This is a genomic window from Halalkalibacter sp. HAAS-P013, assembly GCF_056619925.1.
On record NZ_JBWQTU010000001.1, the window covers coordinates 178,481 to 199,590 of the forward strand.

Sequence of the window (21,110 nt, forward strand, 5' to 3'; positions counted from 1 at the left end):
GTATTCTGGTACGATGAGCTTACCTGAAAAGGAGGACGATTCATGTCAACATTTTATGTAGAGAAACTGAACTTTAATGAACCTAAGAAAATAGCGGAGATGTTTGATGCGTTGTTACAGGAATCTACGGACAATGTAGAGGAATTAGAATCATGGCTTAAAAAACAGTCAGAGCTATTTGATGCCATTGAGGAAGCAATGTCTGGGCATTACATCGACTTTCAATGTCAAAGTGACTCTAAAAAGGCAAAAGAGATTTTTGAGCATGACCAAAGTGTCATTGACCCCCTTTTTAAGAAATATAATTCTTTATTTGATGAGGCATTTTTATCTTCTAAGGCAAACGGCCAATTAGACCCTATTTTGTATGAACAGTTGATTAAAAGAAAACAAAATGCAAAAGAAATTTTCAGATTAGAAAATATTGACTTAGAAGTAAAAGAAGATGCGCTTGCAACGAATTATTTTGAACATACAGGAGGATTAACCGTTCAATGGGGTAATGAAGAACTGACATTAAGTGAACTTTCTCCATACATACAAGACCCTGATCGTAATACGAGACAACAAGCTCTTACTTTAATTTCTGAAGCCATCCTCTCCAAGGAAGCAGAGCTGCAACAAATTATGAATGAGCTTATTGTGTTACGTCATCAAAAAGCTCAAAACACAGGGTTAACGAATTACAGGGATTATATGTTTAAAAAATATGAGCGCTTTGATTATACGCCACAGGACTGTAAAAACTTAGCAGTATCAATTCGTAAGTATGTCAAACCGCTCAAAGAAAAATTACAGAAACAGCATAAGACTGAACTAGGTGTTGACACGTATAGACCATGGGATAGACAAGGTGTTCCACAAGAGCAAAAGCCATTACAACCTTTTACAACAACTGAGGAGCTTATTGAAAAGTCGAAGGTTATCCTTGGAAACCTTGATCCACGGTTTGCTGAGCTTCTAACAACGATGGATGAACGTGGGATGCTTGATTTAAATAGTCGAAAAGGCAAAGCGCCTGGCGGTTTTTGTTCTAATCTCCCTGTATCACAGCTTTCGTTTATTTTTATGAATGCATCCAAGACACAAGATGATATGATTACTTTGCTTCACGAAATGGGGCATTGTATTCATAATGACTTAATGAGAAAGCAACCAATTGGAGACTATCGTGAGACACCAATGGAATCAGCAGAATTAGCAAGTATGTCAATGGAACTTTTGACTATGGACCAGTGGAATCTCTTTTATAAAGATGAGGCAGATCTTATACGTGCAAAGAAAGAGCAGTTAAAAGGAATAATCGATTTTCTTCCTCTTGGGATGATCATTGATCAGTTCCAGCATTGGATGTATGAAAATCCAGATCATACATCTGATGAACGCGATAGAAAGTACAAAGAACTGATGCTAAATATAGACTCGAATGTGGTAAATTGGAATGGTTATGAGAAATGGCAACAAACAGCTTGGTTGCGTGTTCTTCATATTTTTGAGGTGCCATTTTATTATATAGAATATGTGATTGCCCAACTAGGAGCAGTCCAAATGTACAAACAATACCGGGAAAATCCAGAACAAGCACTTGAAAATTATAAAAAAGCATTGGCTCTCGGTTCATCGAAATCTTTACCTGAAGTATATGAGGCGGCAGGAATTCGCTTTGATTTCTCAGATTCGATGATTCAAGAATTAATGGTATTTTTAGAACAAGAATTAGAACAGTTACAGTAAAACAAAAAGAGTTGTCAGTTCAGTATGGCAACTCTTTTTGTTTGTTGAGACCTTATAGAAAGGGAATAGGGATATGGGGGAAAAAGAGCCTAATCATAATACTGATTTCCAGTTTTATTTTATTTATTTATGTATGTTTTTTACATGTTCAAATCATACATTACAGTCATTTCAAACTTGAGCGAGGCATTGATTATGTCATTATATTAGGAGCAAGAGTAAAAGGAGCCGAACCTACCTTATCCCTTTGAAGACCAAATTACGACGATATTAATTAACTACGTTTACAACTTATTTTATAGGCAATGATAAAGCGATGGTTGATAAATTTATTGAAAAATAATAACAACGAAGGGGTATTGAGATCCCTACTTAGGAGCATTTCTTAATAAGAGGATGAAAGTTTTTTAATATATTTAAAAGTATTAGTTGAATTTTGAATTAGAGATTGATATTATTAAAAGTAACACTAATAAACATAAAAAATAAATAGCGATAAACTTCTTATCCAGAGTGGTAGAGGGACAGGCCCTATGAAACCCGGCAACCATCAAGTTTAAATATTAACTTGAACGGTGCTAATTCCTGCAAAGGTGTAACCTTTGAAAGATGAGAGAAATGTATTTATTAATACTAACCTCTCTTTCAAAAAAGAGAGGTTTTTTTAATGGAAAGAAGGCTTATCGCTCAAAAGGAGCGATCATTAATGGAAAGAGCAGTGTTTGGTGCAAGTGAATTTTTCAGTCAACAGGCTTTTATTACAGATTTTCGTGGTATTGAGTATGTTCAAATTAGACAATTAAAAGGAACAAATGTAGATATAGTAGAAATATGGTTTGACCCTTGGAAAGTATCCTATAATGAATTATTAGATTTGTTTTTTGATTTGCATAACCCAACAATTAAACAAGGTCAGCAATTTAAGAATCAGTCCTTTATTTTCTTTAATAATTTTAATCAATTAAAAATAGCCAAACAAAAGAAAAGCCAGCTAAAACAAGTATTTAAAGATGAAATAATCACAGAAATTATTCCGGTGTTTGAACATATTAATACCCCGGAGGAGATAAAGCTAATATCATAATAAACCTCATATTTGGATGCGATGCTAATGAAGTAACTTTTTGAATGGAAAAAGACGGCTGATCAAAAGCAGCCTTATTGTTTTATCATGGAAAATAAAAAAGTATTTGAGATGGCGGTTTGTATGAGCAGTGGACAAAAGGGGAAGAACGGATCGTTTACTGCACAGCCTAATGATGTAACACGTGATGTATATGATCGCATGCAAGTCATCCTATCTAGTGATACACTGTTCATAAGTTATCTTATGGGTCCATTAGAAAAAAATGTTTATAAAATAAATATGTTTTCATACATTTATATATACGCACATTAATAACTCTAGCCGTTTCAGAAAAGTGAAGACAAGGGAGGAGTAAAATGGCTATAAGACCACCATTGTTACAAAGAGGAGATACGATTGGATTGGTTACAGCTGGCAGCCCTCTTGATGCTAATATCATAAATACTAGAGTTCAAACAATTAGGGATATGGGTTTTAATATTGCTTTTGGCAGGAACGTTTATTCATTTGAGGGCATCGTCGCTACAACGGCAGAACAAAGAGCTGAAGATGTGATGAACATGTTTACAGATCCAGGTGTCAAAATGATACTCACAACACGTGGAGGGACTGGGGTTCAGACCATTCTTCCATATCTAGACTACGCTGTAATAAGAGATAACCCTAAAATAATTTCCGGTTATAGTGACATTACAGTACTACTTAATATTTTGAATCAATTTAGTAATTTAATTACCTTTCATAGCTTAATGCTTGTTGATTTTAGAGCAGATACTCCATCTTATAATTATAATCAATTCTTTCAAGCTAATTCTACATTACTTTCTCCTAGATCTATTCAAAATCCACCCAATATGCCACTGATGAGTTTAGTTCAAGGTAATGTAACGGGTCCCATAGTAGGTGGAAATATGACTTCGCTCATTAATACACTGGGTACACCATATGAATTTGATACAAAAGGTAAAATACTTTTCTTAGAAGAAATCAATTCTCCTACGACAATGATTTATCGCTACTTTACTCAGCTATCGATGTCAGGAAAATTCCAAGATTGTATTGGTATTATTATGGGGGAATGCACCAATTGTCCTGTGTCTTATGGCACGACATATATAGATTTAATCAGAGATTGGTTAGTCCCCTTAGGAAAACCTCTGATGGTCAACCTTGCTACAGGACATGGAATTTATAAAGCTGCTATTCCAATAGGTGCATCTGTAAACCTCAATACAATAGATAATACATTAACTGTACTTGAACCAACTGTTTCTGTTTAAGTTTGAATTACTCAGTTTTTTATTATGTGAAAAAAATGAACAATATGATTTTAAATAAAAAATAATCAATTTATTTATGTAAACTATACTCAAGTTACTCTCTATGGTAATTTTTTATTGTAGTATACTCCTAATAATAGAGAGGTGGATTATGAATGGAAATTCATAATTTAATTGAGTCAAAACAGTATTTTGTCGATGAAACAAAAGTGAATTACTATGTTGTCTATGAGAAATTTGAAAACATTGAGGCTTTGCTTAAGGAGAACAGAGTGGAAGAAAGAAATCAGGGAACGGAAGAAATCATATACATTTTTCATGGCTACGGTAAAGCAGATCTATTACAGAGAGTTTGTAGTTATCGGCTAGATGTTGATCGCCAATCCATTAATGACACACTAAATACTATAAAAGAAGAGCATAAAGAAATTTTCAAGTAGAATGGGGGAGTAGATGGTAATCCACTCCTAATTTTAACTCTTGTAACTTATACATTAGAAAATATTAAACTTAGTCTCGGTAAATTATCAGGCTTAAAAGTCCTTTTATTGAGTTAGAGACTGCGTTAATCCAATAAAGGGTTAGCGCTTTTTATTATTGTAGTTATTGTACTGATAGGACAGTTAAATTGCGATTTCCTTTTAACCCTAGTTTATTGCAAATTGATCGGGTGTCTAGTTTAGATATTACAGGGGTAAGTATTTTTTATTCGACAACAGTTCAGGTTAAAAATTTAATTATTGAGGTGAATTTGATAGGAAGGAGGCTTTATGGAAAAATGGTGAAATTAGCAGCAATTATTTTTCAGTCATAACTATAAAGGGTAACGCTCCTGCAGCAGGAGCGCTTTTAACTAACGGTACAGGATTTCGTCAGTACCCCCCTTTTTTGATTTCTGCTATTTTATTTGTTATTTTAATTGAGCTTAATGCAGACTTTAGGTCATCAATCAAATCATCAACATCCTCAATCCCTACCGAGTAGCGAACAAGCCCCTCTGGAATTCCTAATGCAGCGCGCTCTTCTGGTGTGTTTTCTATATGACTCGTTGTACGAGCTGGACCTACAGTTGTTTCAACTGCCCCAAGGTTAGCTGCTCTATTTGCAAATTTCAATTTAGGTAAAAATTCGCGAACCGACTCCAATTCACCTTTAACAGCAAAGCTTAACATACCACCGAAGCCACGCATTTGCTTTTTTGCAATTTCATGGTTAGGATGGGTTTCTAATCCAGGATAAAATACTGCATCTACTTTCTCGTGCTTCTGTAAAAAGCGAGCAATTTTCTCGGCACTCTGACATTGCTGATTGATTCTTAAATGGAGCGTTTTCATCCCGCGTAATAGCAAATAAGCGGCCATAGGATCAAGGCTAGCACCGTTAATTTCACGATAATGAAAAATTCTTTCTTTGAGTTTCTCATCATTACTACAAACGACACCTCCTAGTGCATCAGCGTGGCCACCTAAGAATTTAGTTGCACTATGGATGACTAAGTCAGCTCCAAACTCCAAAGGATTTTGGAGGAGAGGAGTAGCGAATGTATTATCGACAAAGACAAGGGCACCAACTTTGTGAGCGACTTTGACCATTCGTTCGATGTCTGTAATTTTTACGGTCGGATTTGTAGGGGTCTCTAAGTAAAGAATTTTGCAGCCTTTTTTCACTTCGGCTTCAAGGATTTCGTGATTGCCAGTTTCACAAAGTGTGACGTCTACATTGAGTTTAGGAAGGAATTCTGAAAAGATTTTATTTGTTCCACCATACGTGTCTTTAATAGAAACAAGACGGTCTCCAGGTGATAGTACTGTAGCCAAAGAGTTACTATTAGCAGCCATACCTGTTGAAAAACTAGTGACCGCTTTGGCATTTTCTAGATTTTTCACCTTGTCTTCAAAAGCTTGAACCGTGGGATTCGTGTTTCTTCCATATATATGACCAGGCTTTTTACCAGTAGCAACTTGGAACCAGTGATCAATGTCATCATACCCAAATGATACGCTGTGGACAACGGGTACTTGTGTCGCCCCATGTACAAGATATTCTTTCTCTCCAGCCCAAACGGAACGGGTACCCATACGAACATGTTCATGCCTTTTCACTGCAATCACTCCTCTGAAAAAGTTAAACCTTTAACATGGTCGAAGAAACTATATTGGAAATTCCAAGTTTAATTGGAATGATTCCCTTTTTCATATTATATTTTGTAGGTAGAAATGTATTGTCGAGAAATTTTGAAAAGACTAAATTGATTCATAAAAAATAGGGCTTACTAGTGTAAGTCCTATTTTTGTGAAATTAGATAACTCCCTGTGAAATCATGGAATCAGCAACCTTCTTAAAACCAGCAATATTTGCACCGACAACAAGGTTTCCAGGAGCATTGTACTCTTGTGCAGCTTCAATGCTGTTTCTATAAATGTTTTTCATTATGTCTTGGAGCTTCGCATCAACTTCTTCAAGTGTCCAAGAAAGTCTCATACTATTTTGCGCCATTTCTAATGCTGACACAGCAACTCCACCAGCATTTACAGCTTTAGCTGGACCGAAAAGTACTTTGTTAGCATGGAATATATCTATTGCGTTTAACGTTGAAGGCATATTAGCACCTTCACCAACAGCTATTACTCCATTGGATACTAATAAGTTAGCAGCTATTTCATCGATTTCATTTTGTGTGGCACACGGTAAAGCAATATCACAAGGAATCGACCAAATACCTGAGCATCCTGGATAATACTGTGCGTGAGGGTGTTCTTGTACGTACTCACTAATTCGTTTACCTTCAACCTCTTTTAATTGTTTAACAGTATCAACATTAATACCTTGAGGATCAAAAATATATCCACTTGAATCACTACAAGCTACTACATACCCGCCAAGCTGTTGCGCTTTTTCGATAGCGTAGATAGATACATTACCAGAACCTGATATGACAACTGTGCTTCCTTTGAAGCTAAATCCTTTGTCTTTTAGCATTTCTTCAACAAAATAAACCGTTCCATAACCAGTTGCTTCTTTTCTGCCCAAACTACCACCATAAGCTAAACCTTTCCCTGTTAAGACACCAGCTTGAAAACCACCACGTATCTTTTTATATTGACCAAACATATATCCAATTTCTCTAGCACCTACCCCGATATCTCCAGCAGGTACATCAACGTCCGGACCAATGTATTTTGAGAGTTCACTCATGAAGCTTTGAGTAAAGCGCATAATTTCTTTGTCAGATTTTCCTTTTGGATTGAAGTCAGATCCACCTTTTCCACCGCCAATTGGCTGACCAGTTAAGGAATTTTTGAAAATTTGCTCAAATCCAAGAAATTTAACAATACTTGCATTTACTGATGGATGGAAACGGAGACCACCTTTGTACGGACCAATTGCACTATTAAATTGGACACGAAACCCTCGGTTTACTTGTACCATGCCTTGATCATCAACCCAAGGGACTTGAAAACTTATGACGCGTTCTGGTTCTACCATTCTTTCTAGTATTCCATGTTCAATGTACTTTGGATTAGAAGCAAGTACTGGAACTAAAGAGTCAAAAACTTCCTTTACTGCTTGATGAAATTCGCTTTCGTTTGGATTACGCTTTTTTACTAAGTTATAAACATCGTCGACGTAACATTTTGCGAATTGTGTTTCTTGATTCTGGTGCTGTATTAATGTAGACATGTTTTACCCCCAGGCTTTAAAAATAAATTTATATTACAATAACATAAAGCAATTACAAATTACTTTACGATTGTTTGTTAAATTTTCTGTTATGGTATATCTTATAATTTATAAATGTTCTGAACAATATAGAAAAGAGATAAACTTCATGCCGAAATGAGATGAATAGTGAGGGACTAAATATGGAATTGAGACAAATTAGGTATTTTATGGAAGTTGCAAAGCGAGAGCATGTTACAGAGGCAGCAGATGCTCTACATGTTGCACAATCAGCTGTTAGTCGACAAATATCAAATTTAGAATCAGAATTAGGAGTTGATTTATTTATAAGAGAAGGAAGAAGAGTAAAGGTAACACCAATTGGGAAAATGTTTCTAGAGAGAATGAAGCAAGCAATGAATGTCATTGATAATGCACGTATAGAAGTGGAAGAGTACTTAGACCCAGAGCAAGGGACGATTCGTATTGCATATCCTATTAGTATGGCAGCATATACACTCCCTAGTGCAATTGTTGCTTTTCGAGAGATGTATCCCAAAGCAAAATTTCAGCTTAAACAAGCTACATACCGTAATTTAATTTTTGGTGTTATTAATGGAGATTTTAATATGGCAATGATTGGTCCGATACCAGAGGAAAACAAAAAGGTAAAGAGCAAAATTCTTTTTACAGAAAGTGTTGTTGCGCTATTGCCTCAAAATCACCCATTAGCTAATAGACAATCATTAACGTTAAATGAATTACAAGAAGAGCCATTTATTTTATTACCAAAAGGTTTTGTTTTGAGAGATCTTATAGTAGAAGCTTGTTCGCACTCAGGGTTTAATCCAAAGATATTATTCGAAGGAGATGATATTGATGCGCTAAAGGGTTTGGTATCGGCAGGTCTAGGTATTACGTTAATACCCGAAATTACATTAGTTGACAGTGTGCCTCATGCAACCGTGAAAATACCTGTTATTAAGCCAGCTGTAACTCGTACAGTGGGAATTCTCATACCAAGTGAACGACAATTATTACCTACCGAAAAGTTATTCTATGAATTTCTCACAGGCTTTTTTAAAGAGAGAGATACGCTGTGAAGAAAGACAAAATCTAGTACGAATAAAACAAACGAGAAATTAATTTGAAGGTGATTTACGTTGTCAAGATTCAAGGCTTATTTATTAGTTATGCTAGGTGCTAGTTCATGGGGGTTAACAGGTTTATTTGTTCAACAGTAGTACTTCATGGTTTTATCACGTGGGAAGTTGTGGGGATACGCCTCATGTTGTAGTGGTTCTTGGGTGTAGTTTTACAAAAAGAGGGGGGTCTCAAGGCAAAAACACCTTTATTCCCCCTTTTTTGTCACTATTTCATATCATTTCGATATGAATCCTATCTTTTATCCGTATTGATAAGATCGATTTACAAAATTAAAATACAAGTAGAACAATTTATTTCGATCGTTTCGTTAGAAAAGTAAGCAGGCCTATAAGATTACTGTGTGAATAACATTTGGAATATTCTGCTTTTTTATTTGGGCTTTATGTATTCCGTAACATAATTTAGAGCATATGACAGAGGTGAATGAAAAGATGTATAAAAAAATGGACAAAAAGTGGACTGAATGGCAAAGGAAAGTCATCTATGAAGATTACGTAGAACCAGATTTAGACGAGGAGAAGTTAAAGAAAAAAATAGAAGAAGTAAACAAGAAATATAATGGCTTTCATGGTAACATGAATAAAAACGCTAAATTGAAAAAAACGATCTAACCTTAGTTGTCTAAAGATAAGCATTGTATTGTCTAAAGATAAATAACACTACAGTAGCAACCGATAGCTATTATAATTTCGGTTGCTTATTTCTTTGTTGTTATATTCACATCATCATATTGATGCTAGTTCATTGCTAGTTTCTATTCTTAGCTGAATCTGCTCAATCTCCATTTATAACTCTAACTAATATCTTTCTTCGTATACCCACTTAAAAAAATCCGATCGCTTCTTTCATTAACCATTAGTAAGAATATCTCTTTAATGCTATCAAAACCATGCCTTTCAACTTGTTCCTGTAACCATTCAGTGGTAAGATTCAATTTTTTTAAATTTGAATAATTGACCTTTCCTTCTAATATCAGTACCGAGGGATATCCTTTCTCTGGTGAATCTTTCATAAAATCATTAGGGGTTAATGAGTCATATTTAGATTTCTTTATAACACTAATCTGTCCATTAGGTTCTAAGATGGCGTAATCAATTTCTGTTAAATCACTTGCTTGGTTTAGTCGCAAGTCCATCATCAGTGATTCAACTGTAACTTTGGCTTTACGCATCTCGTCTACTAAGATATGTCCTTTATTAATAATAATAATTGGTTCAGCCTCTACAATACGTCTAATTCTTGTATTCTTAAGTGCTAAGTAAGATAAGGATAAGTGTAATCCAGCAATGAATGAAGCTGCAGCCAATGGTCCGCCAAGCGCAATGTCCCCACTTGATAATGGTTCTCCGACCACATCCCCTATAATAACTGCAAAAATAAAGTCAATGGGATGAAAAGAAACCATTGAGCGTTGACCTAATATTTTTACCACCATAAAAATATAAACATATATAATTGTTGCTCTTATGATAAATCCATATATAGGTAAGTCGTCTGTACCATGCCAAATCTCCAACAAATGCCCCTCCTTTCTATTCGAATATTATTACCACCATATCCCTTTTGTCTTTTTCTATACACAAATTTAAGATTATTCTGTACTAATCGACATCTTGTAAAACATTGGATCATATTATATACTACATTACAACACTAATGCACTGCTCCTGAGAGGAGGGGAAGATTTGATTTTAGATTCAGAAAGTTCAAAACCGATTTATGTGCAAATTTCTGAATGGATCGAGGCTGAGATTTTACGCGGTAATTTTATAACGGATCAAAAAGTTTATTCTCAATATCAACTTGCTGACAAGTTTAATATTAATCCTGCTACAGCCGGTAAAGGTCTGACCTTACTTGTAGAAGAGAATATTCTTTTTAAAAAAAGAGGGCTAGGTATGTTTGTAGCTGAAGATGCGAGAGAGAGGATCAAAAACAAGCGAAAAAATCACACGCTAAAGAAACTCATTTTTGAGCTAGTTATGGAGGCTGAATACCTTGATGTAGATGAAGAAGAATTAATCGACATGATAAAATCAATGAAGCGTAAGGGGGAAGTATAATGGGTGTAATTGAGTGCAAGGATGTCACAAAAGTATATCGGAACATGGCGGCGTTAAAAGGTGTATCATTTGCGATTGAAGAAAACAAGATAACCGGTGTAATTGGGCGAAACGGAGCCGGAAAATCAACGATGTTAAAAATACTTGCTGGATTTCTGAAAGAAACATCAGGAGAAGTGCAAGTTTTGTCCGAGCGTCCATTTGATAATTTAAAGGTGTCAGCCAATTCGATCTTTGTAGATGATCAAATGAGCTTTCCAACATCGTTAACTTTAAGCGAAATATTAGAACAAGCTGGTAGTTTTTATCAAAATTGGGATAGGGAACTTGCAAAGCGGCTATTTAACTATTTTTCTTTTCATCCTAAGCAGCGTCACAACAACCTTTCAAAAGGAATGAAAAGCACCTTCAACATGATTATAGGCTTAGCGGCTCGTTGTGCAGTTACGATATTCGATGAGCCGACAATTGGCATGGATGAAGCTGTACGGAAAGACTTCTATCGTGCTTTACTTAAAGATTATATCGCTTATCCGAGAACGATTTTGTTATCGAGTCATCACTTACATGAAGTGGAAGATCTCTTAGAAGATGTTCTTATTATTAAAGGAGGGAAAACCCTTTTCCACTTGCCATTAACGGATTTTAAAGAAATGGCGATTGGGTTTAGTGGAGATATAAGTATCGTAAATCAATTAATCTCGGATAAGGAAGTGTACCATTTAGAAGAAAATGGGATCGAACGGACGTATGTGGTTGTGGAAAATGACTACACAGAAGCGGACCTTCATGAAGCAAAGGTAAAAGGGGTTGAAGTTTCCCCTGTTGCTTCGAGCGATTTATATGTGTACCTAACGAACAAAACAAAAGGAGGGATTGATGATGTCTTTAAATGAGGTTAACTTTGCGACTGTGGTCACAAGGCAGTTTCGCTATAAAATAAAAGCGTATTTAGGTGTGTTTGTATCATTAATGATCCTGCAGCTCATTGCGATTGTTTTTTCCTTTAATGGTGTCAGCTCGTACGGTAGTGGCTCGGATAGCTTTTCTGTTACGGTTAGTCGTTATTCAGCGAATATGGTGATCACTTTTACGTTCCTATGGGCTTTTATTACAGCGATTATGCTGACAACAAGAGCATATCGATATGATGATTTTTCTTTTGTGACCAATCGTCTAAGTAGTAGTCTTTCTACGGTTCTTTTTCTCCTATTTGCATGTGCTGCTGCAGGAATTTCAGCGATGTTATCGAGTTTTTTATTGAAGAACATTATTTACTTCTTTTTTATTGATATAGCGCTAGCAGGAGGTGTTTATCAGACTGCACCAGGTGAGTTTATCGTAGGCACGATTGCAACAATTATGTATGTGATTCTGTTTAGTTCAGCTGGTTATTTCATCGGAACGCTTGTTCAGCTTCACAGATTCTTCGCTGTTTCGGTACCAGCAATCGTCTTTGGGGCTTTATTTATTGGAGACCAGTCTGGTGTAGGAAATGTGATTGTTTGGATTAATGAATTTTTATTTAGCGAAACATCCTTATTTATTTTCATTTGTAAAATCATCGTTCTTACCGGGATGTTTTTCGTAAGTTCGTTCCTTCTATTAAATCGATTGGAGGTTAGACAATGATAATGAGTATTACCCTATTAGTGATCATTGCAATTGTAATTGCAGGCGTCGTAAAAGGATCGGGGACAAGACAGTCACAATGGTTTTCTGGGAATAGTACAAAGTGGTTTATTGTAGGGTATGCGCTGATATTAATTGCTTCTGTCTTTATCTATCAATTGATTCCAAAGGCTGATGAAGTTAACGTACCAGACATTTCTCAATCTGAGATGAATCAGTTCTATAACGATTTTCATAATGCTGCCCTAGAGGGTGAATTAGACTCACTAGAGGGTAGTATAAAAATGGAAGAATGGGTATTTGACTATGATCAACCGAAGCTTCATTTAAGAACTAAATATAGTAATCCTATTTCTGTCTCGGTCGTAACGGAGCGAAAGTCAACGAACGACAGTACAATTGAAGTGTACTACTATACAGGTGTATCCACAGCAGGGAACATTGATATTTCCGAAGTTGTAAGTAGGGTTGATTTAGAACTTGATGGTAGTACGCTTGAGCTTATGCGAGCTGAAGTGGTTGAACGGCACTTTGCTCAATTCAACCAAGAGTTTACTATTACTCAATTTTCAGAACAAGAGAGATTATTGAACGGACACCATACACATATGGCACCAGAAGTGCTATATTTAAAAATTCCAGAAGAGTTGGAAATTGTTGATTATGCAAATGTGTTGTGGGAGTAAAACAGAGACACAAAAACTAAGTAAAATACCAAATTTGTTTTGTCTTACAGAATTCTAAAAGTAACAAGGATCCTTCCACTAAATACCACCAATATGAACAAAACAGGAACCGAAAAGTTGACACCTGTTGTATAGGTTACTAATTCTTTCGTAAGGCAAGAACAATTATTTAAAAGAAATTATTAATAAAGCAGAAAAGTGGAGAGGAACTACCTAAATTAAAAAGTGCACTGATTGAACATCAGCGCACTTTATTGTATTTAATCTGTTCTTGTTCGGAATAACTTTTAAAACTGAGATCCACCCATTTGCTGCTCAGCCATTTGAACTAATCTTTTTGTAATTTCTCCACCAACAGAGCCGTTTGCACGGGAAGTCGTGTCAGCTCCTAGTTGAACCCCAAATTCTGATGCAATTTCGTACTTCATCTGATCCAATGCTTGCTGTACACCTGGAACTAATAATTGATTTGAATTATTGTTGTTACTTGCCATGTTAAAACACCTCTTTCTTGGTTTTGAGAATAGTATGTTAAAGTTTGCTTTCTTTTATGTAGTAAAACGTTTTGTAAATATTACCAATTACAGAGAATAAAAAATATCATAACGCTTTAATGTAAAGCGTTATGAAGGAGATCTAGTGTTCTTCTTCTTTGACATCTGCCTCACCTTTTACGTCTATATCGGCTACTTCTTTTTTTAGTTTTTCAGTAACGGTTACATTTTCTTCAATTTGGCGGTTTTCAACAGATACTTCATTCACCTTAACAGGGTGCTTATGAATTTCTATTTCTTCTTCTTTAATTGGAATTCGTATTTCTTCTTCATTTGCTGCTTCAATCACCATTTCCTGACGCTTTATTGGAACGGTAATGGTCTTTTTATCTTCTACAACTTCATGATGTATTTTTACTTCTCCTGTTTGTACTCGTTTTTTTGTTACTTCTAGCTCCTCTTCTCTGAGACGGAGCGTTTCTGAGTCTTCAGTCGTGTCATTAAAAGCTTTTGTATGTCTTCTATTGATTACCACGTTACCCATGATTCCAAAAACCCCTCCAATAATCCCTCCAGTTATAAGTGAGAAATTTAATAGCCATCCTAAAAGTATTCCAATTATGGCACCAACAAGGATATACTTTCCCATAGGAAACCTCCTGATTAATTTTTTTTATCTTTCCCCGACCTTTTATTTTTATGAAAAACCCTACTTACAATAGTAAGTAGGGTCCGATTAATATTAATCTTCTCTAATGATATCCGTATCACCATGTTCCTCAATCTCTGCCACTTCTTTATGAAGGACATCTCGTACTTGTTCCGTTTCTTGGACAGAACGCTTATGAGCAGAAACTTCACCCGTAACAACAGTATGTTTATCCACATCAATCTTTTCTGCTGTAACTGGAATATGAATCGTTTCTTCTTCGGTAATAGGATCGTCTGTTGGTTCATGATCAACTGCTCTTTGTTCAATAACGACTTGATCATGAGAGACAGGAACATTAACTGCTTTTTCCTCTTCAACGATATCTTTATGAAGAGTCACATCACCAGTTTCTACACGGTATTTATCTATATCTAATTCTTCTTCACGCAGATCTAAATGTGCACTTTCTTGTGCAAATTCTGTATCTGCAGTTCGATCTACTTCACGTGCCTCTTTGCGGATTTCCTTTTGAGTTTCTTCTTCGTTAAATAAATCAAAAAAGCCCATTATGAAAACCTCCTAGGAAAGTGATATTGATCGTGGTACAAATCTTATCTTCGCCAATTTATAAGCAAAATATGTAGAGGAATTATACTTTTTTGATAAATAAAAAGTGTTTTTTTTCAAATAATGATGAGGAAGGTTAGTTAAGAACAAGAGGTGTAATTAATGACTAAGAGAAAAGACCCACAATTTGAAAGCGGAGAAGATGTATCGGATTTTAGAAAAGGATTATACGGCTTAAACCCTGCTGAAAGTTTGTTGTCGGTGAACTTTGCTACGAGTGAAAACGTATATTTAAATGAACATAATCAAGAAGATACTGAAGAGAAAGATAACGAATGAAAACGAACGGAACAGAACAGGGAAGGAACGCCCCAGTCCTGTTCTGATTTGTTTTAACGTTTGAATTTTTCTTTTAATATAGAAAATACTTTCAAATTACGGTGTTTCCCCTTAACGTCTTAAATACACAAATGGACATCAATCAACAATTTGAATGAAAAGAAAAGTTCAGTTAATGATAATGTAGAGGTGATCAAATGAAATCAAATAAGAAAAGTGAATTCGAAATGCCGACACAGGCAAATTCAAGTGGTGAAATAGGAATAAGAACAGAAATAGATCCAGATCATCCAGAACATACGATCGATCGTTATGCTGGAGATTCAGTGAATGAACATAAAGAATTAGAAAGAGCAAATGAAGATATAGCTGAAGAGGAAATTGCTCAAATCAGTAATAATTCTTAAATAGTACACAAAAACCACCCTGAATGGGTGGTTTCATTTAATGTTCAACTAAACTTGATAAATTTACCTCTTGTTCATTTTCTGGATCATCTAGTGGAAAGATTCGGGCAATATCGTGGTCATTGCTCACGTTTTGAATATAAATCGGGGTGCCATTATAAGTGACATTCGCCATAACAGGTGAAGTTGCGATTTCTTGCGCGCGTTGCTTATTCATTTTGGTTCCTCCATTCGTCTTTTTCAATTCATACTATTTGCACAAAATGTAAGTATTATTCATAATCGAATCATAGGATTAATTCGTAAAAAAGAAGGAGAAATATATGAATTACAACAGAAAATGGCTATTAATAGGAGCAGTAATTGTTGTATTTATTGTAGTAAATCTAGTGATTACTAATTTTACACAACAGGATGAGTACAGACAACGAGACGTCAATCCAATGAATAGCAACATTTCTACTCATTAATAATTCATAGGATGAAAGAAGGGAATGTATTGAAATTAAGTATTTTGGACCAAGCACCAATTTCAACCAATCAAACAGCAGGTATGGCTCTAAAACAGTCAATGGAACTTGCAAGAGCTGGTGAAGGACTAGGGTACACGCGCTACTGGATTGCTGAACACCATGATCTTCCGGGTCTAGCCTGCTCAACACCTGAAGTGATTCTAGGGTATATTGGTGCAAACACAAAAACCATTCGAATTGGTTGCGGGGCGGTTTTATTGCCCCATTATAAACCTTTTAAAGTAGCAGAGGTGTATAATACTTTAGCTACATTGTTTCCTGGTCGAATTGATTTAGGAATTGGTCGAGCTCCTGGTGGTTCTGCTGAGGTCACAAATGCGTTGTCAGATAAATTTTTACAACAAGTATTTGAGATGCCGACGTCAGTGAAAGAACTTCTCCATTTTTTAGATCAGGATTTTCCCCCGGAACATAAATATGCAAATGTGACTGCAGCACCGGTCCCAAACAGTCCTCCTAAACCATGGCTTCTTGGCACTAGTAAAAAAAGTGCCTTACTCGCTGCGGAATATGGAATGGCTTATGCCTTTGGTTTATTTATGAGTGACTATGATGGCCAAATGATTATAGGTATGTATAGAGATAACTTTAAACCAAAAAAGGCTGGAAATCGTCCGGAAATCATTCTAACCGTTTCGATTATTTGCGCGGAAACAATCGAAAAAGCAGAAAAAATAGCTCTCAGTTCATTAGTGTGGAAAATCCAAACGGGAAAAGGAGAAGGCAAACAGGGAGTTCCTTCCATTGATAAAGCAAAAGAATATCCATTGTCAGAGCAAGACCTAAAAGCAATAGCAAAAATGAAAGAAAAAATGATCATTGGTGATCCAGAAACAGTTAGAGAACAAATTATGAGACTTAGAGAAAAATATGTCTTTGATGAATTAATGATCATATCAATTACGCATGATCCAGTAGATAGGATTAACTCCTATCGATTAATAGCAGATAAAATGAGGAATTCGTAATAGAGAAATCATCTAGTTCAGAACGTGTGTTTGTTTTATGTTTAAATCTACCAATTTCTTATGCTATAATGATAAGGCAATAGAATATCGCTTCTAAAGGGTGGACGGTATATCATCCCCAAATGAAAGGGGGTGAGGCCGGTGACTGTATTTGAATCACTAATGCTTATGATTGCATTTGCAACATTAGTAGTTGTGATCCTTACGTCAAAAGAAAAATAATCCACCCTTGCTCTAGAGAAGCAGGGTGGATCCATTGTATTGTGTGATCTGCCGCCCCCTTGAAGGGCAGTTCTATTGTGTAAACCGATGGTGTTACCAGCACCGTCGGTTTTTTCTATTGTATGCATGTATATTTTTAGTATACGTTCTCCGTTCAAGAAAATCAAACGGAATGTAACTTTTTCTTATCTCTTCTTTTTTTAGGTTCTGTCACTACAATAAATATTTTAAGTGGATATTTAGTATTAGGGTAGAATGGTAAAAGAATTAAATGCTAAAAGGAGTTACGTCATGATTATTAACGATTCTATCTTTGGTACTCATGTCATCAAATCGTCTACATTATCATCGAGGATAAGAAAAATGAATGATGAAGCATATGCTAAGGCTACTAAAGGGGTTTACGTTAGAGTCATCTCATATTAATAATAGTACTGTATATAGGTTTATTTAAGAATTAAAAAAAATAGGTTATTTTTAAACAAACGTTTGATTAGTTTAAAAAGAAGCTAGTACAAAAAAATCGACTACGATCGAGTTTATTCGCGGAAGTATTGACTTTTTTGTAATATTATGCGCTTCCCCAGGAAATGCCTAGTTATTTCTCTGATGAATGTAAAATAAGACTATTAAAATGAGAGCGTCTAACAATTACCGTAAGAATAGAGTGATTGATAAAGGGTTAAAAGTGTAAATAGAACAAAGGGTGGGGGACCCATTATAAGGTTCTTCACTTTGCTCTTTTATTATTAATGAAAGAAGTATGGCAGCCAAAAATAAACCGCTGCGACAATGACAATAATAGCAATGATATTTAGTCGGAAGCCCGTTTTTAGCATGTCTTGAATTGAAATAAAGTTCGATCCAAAAACGACGGCGTTTGGAGGCGTTGATACAGGCAGCATAAAAGCACAAGTAGAAGATAAGGCAACGATAGTCATTAATGCATAGGGATCTACTCCAATGCCAGAAGCAATGCCAATTGAAATGGGAATAAACATATTGGCAACTGCTGTGTTAGACAAAAACTCGGTCATAAAAAGCAAAGACGTAGCAAAGGCAAATAAAAGCAACACATAAGGCAATGACCCTATGCTAGTTAGATGAATTCCTATCCAACCTGTTAAATTCGTTTCAACAAAAGCAGCCGCAAGGGATAACCCGCCGCCAAATAGTAATAAAATTCCCCAAGGAAGTTGCTTCATATCATTCCAGCTCATGAGCATCCCTTTTTGTGATTGACTTGGTACAAGAAAAAGGATGAAAGCTCCAAGCAGTGCAATTGTTGTATCTGTTAATTGAAAGGGTAAAAAGCCACTAAAAATCCAAAGGGCAACTGTAGTAATAAAAATGAATAATATAGATTTCTCCTCGTGTGTCATATCGCCTAAATTTTTCAACTGTTGCTTAACGATGCTGTCTGGAATATGAGTACCTGATGGAAAAGGAAAACGAAATAGAATTAAAACATAAAGTAGAAGTAACAAAATAGTTGTAATTGGAAAAGCAAACACAAACCAATCAGCAAACGAAATCTTCTGATGAAGTACTGAATCTGCAACCCCTGCAAAAATAGCATTAGGTACAGAACCAATTAGTGTGGCAAGTCCGCCAATGGAAGCTGAATAAGCAACGGTTAGCAATAATCCTTTCGTGAAAGACTCCGTAGAAATTGGATCAAATATTTCTTTGTTTTTAACTTCTGAAATTAATGCCATTACGACAGGGAACATCATTAATGCCGTTGCTGCATTTGAGATCCACATAGAGAGGAAGGCGGTTGATAACATGATCCCTAATATAATTCTCTTCGTACTTGTCCCAATAAGAAGCAAAATCGACATAGCTATTCGCTTATGTAAATTCCACTTTTCTATAGCCAGAGCAATTGTAAATCCCCCTAAAAACATTAATATGATCGGGTTAAAGTAAGCAGCGGAAGTTACTTCATAATTCACAGCACCACTTATAGGCAAAAGAATAAGAGGAAGGAGGGAAGTGACGGCAATGGGTAATGGTTCTGTCATCCACCATATAGCGATCAATACGGTTATGGATAAAACTGCTCTAGGCTCATTTGCCAATCTAGTTATCACCGGAATGAAATACAATATTAAAGCTAAAATCGGACCAAGATAAAGACCAATCCACTGACGATTTGAGTAATGGATTCGAATCACCATCCAATCTAAGAGTAAAAGCTTTCTGATACAAGTTATGTTATATCATTAGTAATTAGGACAGGATTTAATTTTATAAGGGAGGGGGAAAGAGGGGAAGTATTTATTTTGTTTGATACTAAAAGGATGAATTTTGTTTTATTTATGAGTGTTAATAATAGATCAAAAAAGGAATTTTATCTTACGTCTCAAAATTAAGAGTAAACTTTGGAATTGAGATATAAAAACGATTTAAAAATAACTTCTGATAATTAATGTTATGTAAACTAAGAAAAAATAATATTTTGCGTAATAAAGTTCGAAATGATAAAGAGACCTAAAGGCATCAAGAATCACCTTTAGGTATATCCATTTTATCAACCGCTTGTTTTAGATCATCATTATTAATATGGGTATAGATCATTGTTGTTTGAATGGAAGAATGTCCGAGTTGCCTTCGTAATTTGGGTACATCGTTAATTTCAGTATGATACCTTGTAGCAAATGAATGTCTTAGTTTGTGTACTGATAATGATGGTTTTCCAAATGCTACAGCATATTTCTCAATTAATTTTTCAATGGATCGTGCTGTTAATCTTCTAGGCTTTCCTTTTGGTCCCATTGGGGCTGCAACAAATAGTGCCTTGTTAGACTTATCGACTTTATAACGACTTTCTCGAATTTGTAAGTAATCCTGAAGGTCATCCATTGCTAGTTTACTAAAGAAAACAAATTGTTCTTTGTTACCTTTTCTTATAACTCGTGCGGTATATTTGCTATAGTCAATATCATCTATATTTAAATTTACGACTTCTGAAAGTCGTAGTCCAGAACCTAAAATAAGGGAGACAATAGCTGTATCACGTTCACGATTGAAAAGATGAAAGTTATAAAGTTTTTTATTATCTTTATTGAGTAGACCGTAGTCAGACGCTATAAATTGCCTAAACTTTTCATATTCATCGCCCATTAAGATTTTGCCTTCCATTTTATTGGCGATCGTTTCCATGCTTTCTTTAATCTCATTAAACTCGATTTTAGCCATGACATTTCGTTGTAAGTAAGGTTTTAATTCGCGTGTTTCTGCAATGTTTTGTAAGTAATTAAAAAGAGATTTCAATGCAGATAATTTGCGGTTTACCGTAATTTCTTTATTGTTTAATTGATATTGCAAAAAGCTTAAAAAACCTTCAACTTGTTGGGTTGTTAAGGATTCTAACAGTTCAAGCGGAACATTTTTCAGTTCACCAGTATGTAAGCCTTCATTTTTAAGCCAGTTAAAGAAAATTTTATAATCATGAGCGTAATTAAGTAATGAAGCTGCCGATAATTTTCTTTGTTTATGATTTATATATTCACCAACATACCATGGTAAATGATTGAGTAACGCATTAAGTTTTTGAAAATGCTGTTGTTGATTTCCCATGAAAACACCTCGAATAATAATATTCTATATTATT

24 protein-coding genes, 1 pseudogene and 1 riboswitch are annotated in these 21,110 nt (G+C 35.3%); of the genes and pseudogenes, 16 read left to right on the plus strand and 9 right to left on the minus strand.

What is annotated here, in order from left to right:
• Positions 1–42: 42 nt before the first annotated feature.
• The 5 genes and pseudogenes from AC1FXP_RS00980 to AC1FXP_RS01000 all read left to right on the plus strand — a co-directional run bounded on the left by AC1FXP_RS00980 (position 43) and on the right by AC1FXP_RS01000 (position 4,541).
• A complete protein-coding gene (locus AC1FXP_RS00980; RefSeq protein ID WP_480058073.1) occupies positions 43–1,734 on the plus strand; it encodes a M3 family oligoendopeptidase in 1,692 nt (563 codons plus the stop codon).
• Between the two features lie 501 nt (positions 1,735–2,235).
• A riboswitch (SAM riboswitch) is annotated at positions 2,236–2,350 on the plus strand.
• A gap of 51 nt (positions 2,351–2,401) precedes the next feature.
• Positions 2,402–2,818, plus strand: coding sequence for a peptide-methionine (S)-S-oxide reductase (locus AC1FXP_RS00985; protein WP_480058074.1), 417 nt, complete (start codon positions 2,402–2,404; stop codon positions 2,816–2,818).
• 51 nt (positions 2,819–2,869) lie between these two features.
• Positions 2,870–3,133, plus strand: a pseudogene (locus tag AC1FXP_RS00990) (hypothetical protein); the annotation flags it as partial.
• A gap of 44 nt (positions 3,134–3,177) precedes the next feature.
• The gene (locus AC1FXP_RS00995; protein WP_480058075.1) at positions 3,178–4,101 is read left to right on the plus strand and encodes a S66 peptidase family protein; all 924 of its coding nucleotides are present in this window, start codon (positions 3,178–3,180) and stop codon (positions 4,099–4,101) included.
• Positions 4,102–4,256: 155 nt separating this feature from the next.
• Positions 4,257–4,541 (plus strand): hypothetical protein, encoded by a 285-nt coding sequence (locus AC1FXP_RS01000; protein ID WP_480058076.1) that lies wholly within the window; start codon positions 4,257–4,259, stop codon positions 4,539–4,541.
• A gap of 432 nt (positions 4,542–4,973) precedes the next feature.
• On the opposite strand, the gene AC1FXP_RS01005 is transcribed toward AC1FXP_RS01000, so the two are convergent.
• Positions 4,974–6,203 carry a cystathionine gamma-synthase family protein gene (locus AC1FXP_RS01005; protein WP_480058077.1) on the minus strand — a complete coding sequence of 410 codons (1,230 nt, stop codon included), beginning with the start codon at positions 6,201–6,203 and terminating at the stop codon, positions 4,974–4,976.
• Between the two features lie 196 nt (positions 6,204–6,399).
• Complete coding sequence (gene gdhA / locus AC1FXP_RS01010; RefSeq protein WP_480058078.1) at positions 6,400–7,782, minus strand: NADP-specific glutamate dehydrogenase; 1,383 nt, start codon at positions 7,780–7,782, stop codon at positions 6,400–6,402.
• Between the two features lie 182 nt (positions 7,783–7,964).
• On the opposite strand from gdhA, the gene gltC reads away from it, so the two are divergent.
• Entirely contained in the window at positions 7,965–8,864 is a 900-nt protein-coding gene (gene gltC / locus AC1FXP_RS01015) for a glutamate biosynthesis transcriptional regulator GltC (protein WP_480058079.1), read from the plus strand.
• Between the two features lie 495 nt (positions 8,865–9,359).
• The gene (locus AC1FXP_RS01020) at positions 9,360–9,539 is read left to right on the plus strand and encodes a hypothetical protein (RefSeq protein ID WP_480058080.1); all 180 of its coding nucleotides are present in this window, start codon (positions 9,360–9,362) and stop codon (positions 9,537–9,539) included.
• A gap of 182 nt (positions 9,540–9,721) precedes the next feature.
• On the opposite strand, the gene AC1FXP_RS01025 is transcribed toward AC1FXP_RS01020, so the two are convergent.
• Complete coding sequence (locus AC1FXP_RS01025; protein ID WP_480058081.1) at positions 9,722–10,447, minus strand: YetF domain-containing protein; 726 nt, start codon at positions 10,445–10,447, stop codon at positions 9,722–9,724.
• A gap of 166 nt (positions 10,448–10,613) precedes the next feature.
• Here AC1FXP_RS01025 and AC1FXP_RS01030 point away from each other — a divergent pair, with 166 nt between their 5' ends.
• From AC1FXP_RS01030 to AC1FXP_RS01045, 4 genes are read left to right on the plus strand one after another with little or no spacing between them, the layout of a single operon-like run.
• Complete coding sequence (locus AC1FXP_RS01030; protein WP_480058082.1) at positions 10,614–10,991, plus strand: GntR family transcriptional regulator; 378 nt, start codon at positions 10,614–10,616, stop codon at positions 10,989–10,991.
• Positions 10,991–11,887, plus strand: a complete 897-nt coding sequence (locus AC1FXP_RS01035) for an ABC transporter ATP-binding protein (protein WP_480058083.1) — start codon at positions 10,991–10,993, stop codon at positions 11,885–11,887. Before AC1FXP_RS01030 ends, AC1FXP_RS01035 begins: the two co-directional genes overlap by 1 nt.
• Positions 11,871–12,623: a hypothetical protein gene (locus AC1FXP_RS01040; protein WP_480058084.1), complete on the plus strand. Its 753-nt coding sequence runs from the start codon at positions 11,871–11,873 to the stop codon at positions 12,621–12,623. The genes AC1FXP_RS01035 and AC1FXP_RS01040 overlap by 17 nt, the downstream gene beginning before the upstream one ends.
• Positions 12,620–13,309: a hypothetical protein gene (locus tag AC1FXP_RS01045; RefSeq protein ID WP_480058085.1), complete on the plus strand. Its 690-nt coding sequence runs from the start codon at positions 12,620–12,622 to the stop codon at positions 13,307–13,309. Before AC1FXP_RS01040 ends, AC1FXP_RS01045 begins: the two co-directional genes overlap by 4 nt.
• Positions 13,310–13,596: 287 nt before the next feature.
• Here the strand turns inward: AC1FXP_RS01045 and AC1FXP_RS01050 are convergent, their stop codons facing one another.
• From AC1FXP_RS01050 to AC1FXP_RS01060, 3 genes are all read right to left on the minus strand, one after another.
• Positions 13,597–13,803: an alpha/beta-type small acid-soluble spore protein gene (locus AC1FXP_RS01050; protein WP_034742580.1), complete on the minus strand. Its 207-nt coding sequence runs from the start codon at positions 13,801–13,803 to the stop codon at positions 13,597–13,599.
• A 142-nt stretch (positions 13,804–13,945) separates the two neighbouring features.
• Complete coding sequence (locus AC1FXP_RS01055; protein WP_480058086.1) at positions 13,946–14,452, minus strand: YsnF/AvaK domain-containing protein; 507 nt, start codon at positions 14,450–14,452, stop codon at positions 13,946–13,948.
• Between the two features lie 93 nt (positions 14,453–14,545).
• A complete protein-coding gene (locus AC1FXP_RS01060) occupies positions 14,546–15,022 on the minus strand; it encodes a YsnF/AvaK domain-containing protein (RefSeq protein ID WP_480058087.1) in 477 nt (158 codons plus the stop codon).
• 162 nt (positions 15,023–15,184) lie between these two features.
• On the opposite strand from AC1FXP_RS01060, the gene AC1FXP_RS01065 reads away from it, so the two are divergent.
• Both AC1FXP_RS01065 and AC1FXP_RS01070 read left to right on the plus strand, forming a co-directional pair.
• Positions 15,185–15,361 (plus strand): hypothetical protein, encoded by a 177-nt coding sequence (locus AC1FXP_RS01065; RefSeq protein ID WP_480058088.1) that lies wholly within the window; start codon positions 15,185–15,187, stop codon positions 15,359–15,361.
• Positions 15,362–15,558: 197 nt separating this feature from the next.
• Positions 15,559–15,768, plus strand: coding sequence for a hypothetical protein (locus AC1FXP_RS01070; protein WP_480058089.1), 210 nt, complete (start codon positions 15,559–15,561; stop codon positions 15,766–15,768).
• 37 nt (positions 15,769–15,805) lie between these two features.
• Here AC1FXP_RS01070 and AC1FXP_RS01075 read toward each other — a convergent pair whose 3' ends face one another.
• A complete protein-coding gene (locus AC1FXP_RS01075) occupies positions 15,806–15,985 on the minus strand; it encodes a small acid-soluble spore protein H (RefSeq protein WP_480058090.1) in 180 nt (59 codons plus the stop codon).
• A 106-nt stretch (positions 15,986–16,091) separates the two neighbouring features.
• Between AC1FXP_RS01075 and AC1FXP_RS01080 the strand changes: the two genes are divergently transcribed.
• The 3 genes from AC1FXP_RS01080 to AC1FXP_RS01090 all read left to right on the plus strand — a co-directional run bounded on the left by AC1FXP_RS01080 (position 16,092) and on the right by AC1FXP_RS01090 (position 17,491).
• Positions 16,092–16,238: a hypothetical protein gene (locus AC1FXP_RS01080; RefSeq protein WP_480058091.1), complete on the plus strand. Its 147-nt coding sequence runs from the start codon at positions 16,092–16,094 to the stop codon at positions 16,236–16,238.
• 29 nt (positions 16,239–16,267) lie between these two features.
• Positions 16,268–17,269, plus strand: a complete 1,002-nt coding sequence (locus AC1FXP_RS01085) for an LLM class flavin-dependent oxidoreductase (RefSeq protein ID WP_480058092.1) — start codon at positions 16,268–16,270, stop codon at positions 17,267–17,269.
• 141 nt (positions 17,270–17,410) lie between these two features.
• Positions 17,411–17,491, plus strand: coding sequence for a putative holin-like toxin (locus AC1FXP_RS01090; RefSeq protein ID WP_420842554.1), 81 nt, complete (start codon positions 17,411–17,413; stop codon positions 17,489–17,491).
• A gap of 749 nt (positions 17,492–18,240) precedes the next feature.
• Here the strand turns inward: AC1FXP_RS01090 and AC1FXP_RS01095 are convergent.
• Positions 18,241–19,674 carry an SLC13 family permease gene (locus AC1FXP_RS01095; RefSeq protein ID WP_480058093.1) on the minus strand — a complete coding sequence of 478 codons (1,434 nt, stop codon included), beginning with the start codon at positions 19,672–19,674 and terminating at the stop codon, positions 18,241–18,243.
• Between the two features lie 322 nt (positions 19,675–19,996).
• Entirely contained in the window at positions 19,997–21,076 is a 1,080-nt protein-coding gene (xerS, locus tag AC1FXP_RS01100; protein WP_480058094.1) for a tyrosine recombinase XerS, read from the minus strand.
• Positions 21,077–21,110: the final 34 nt, after the last annotated feature.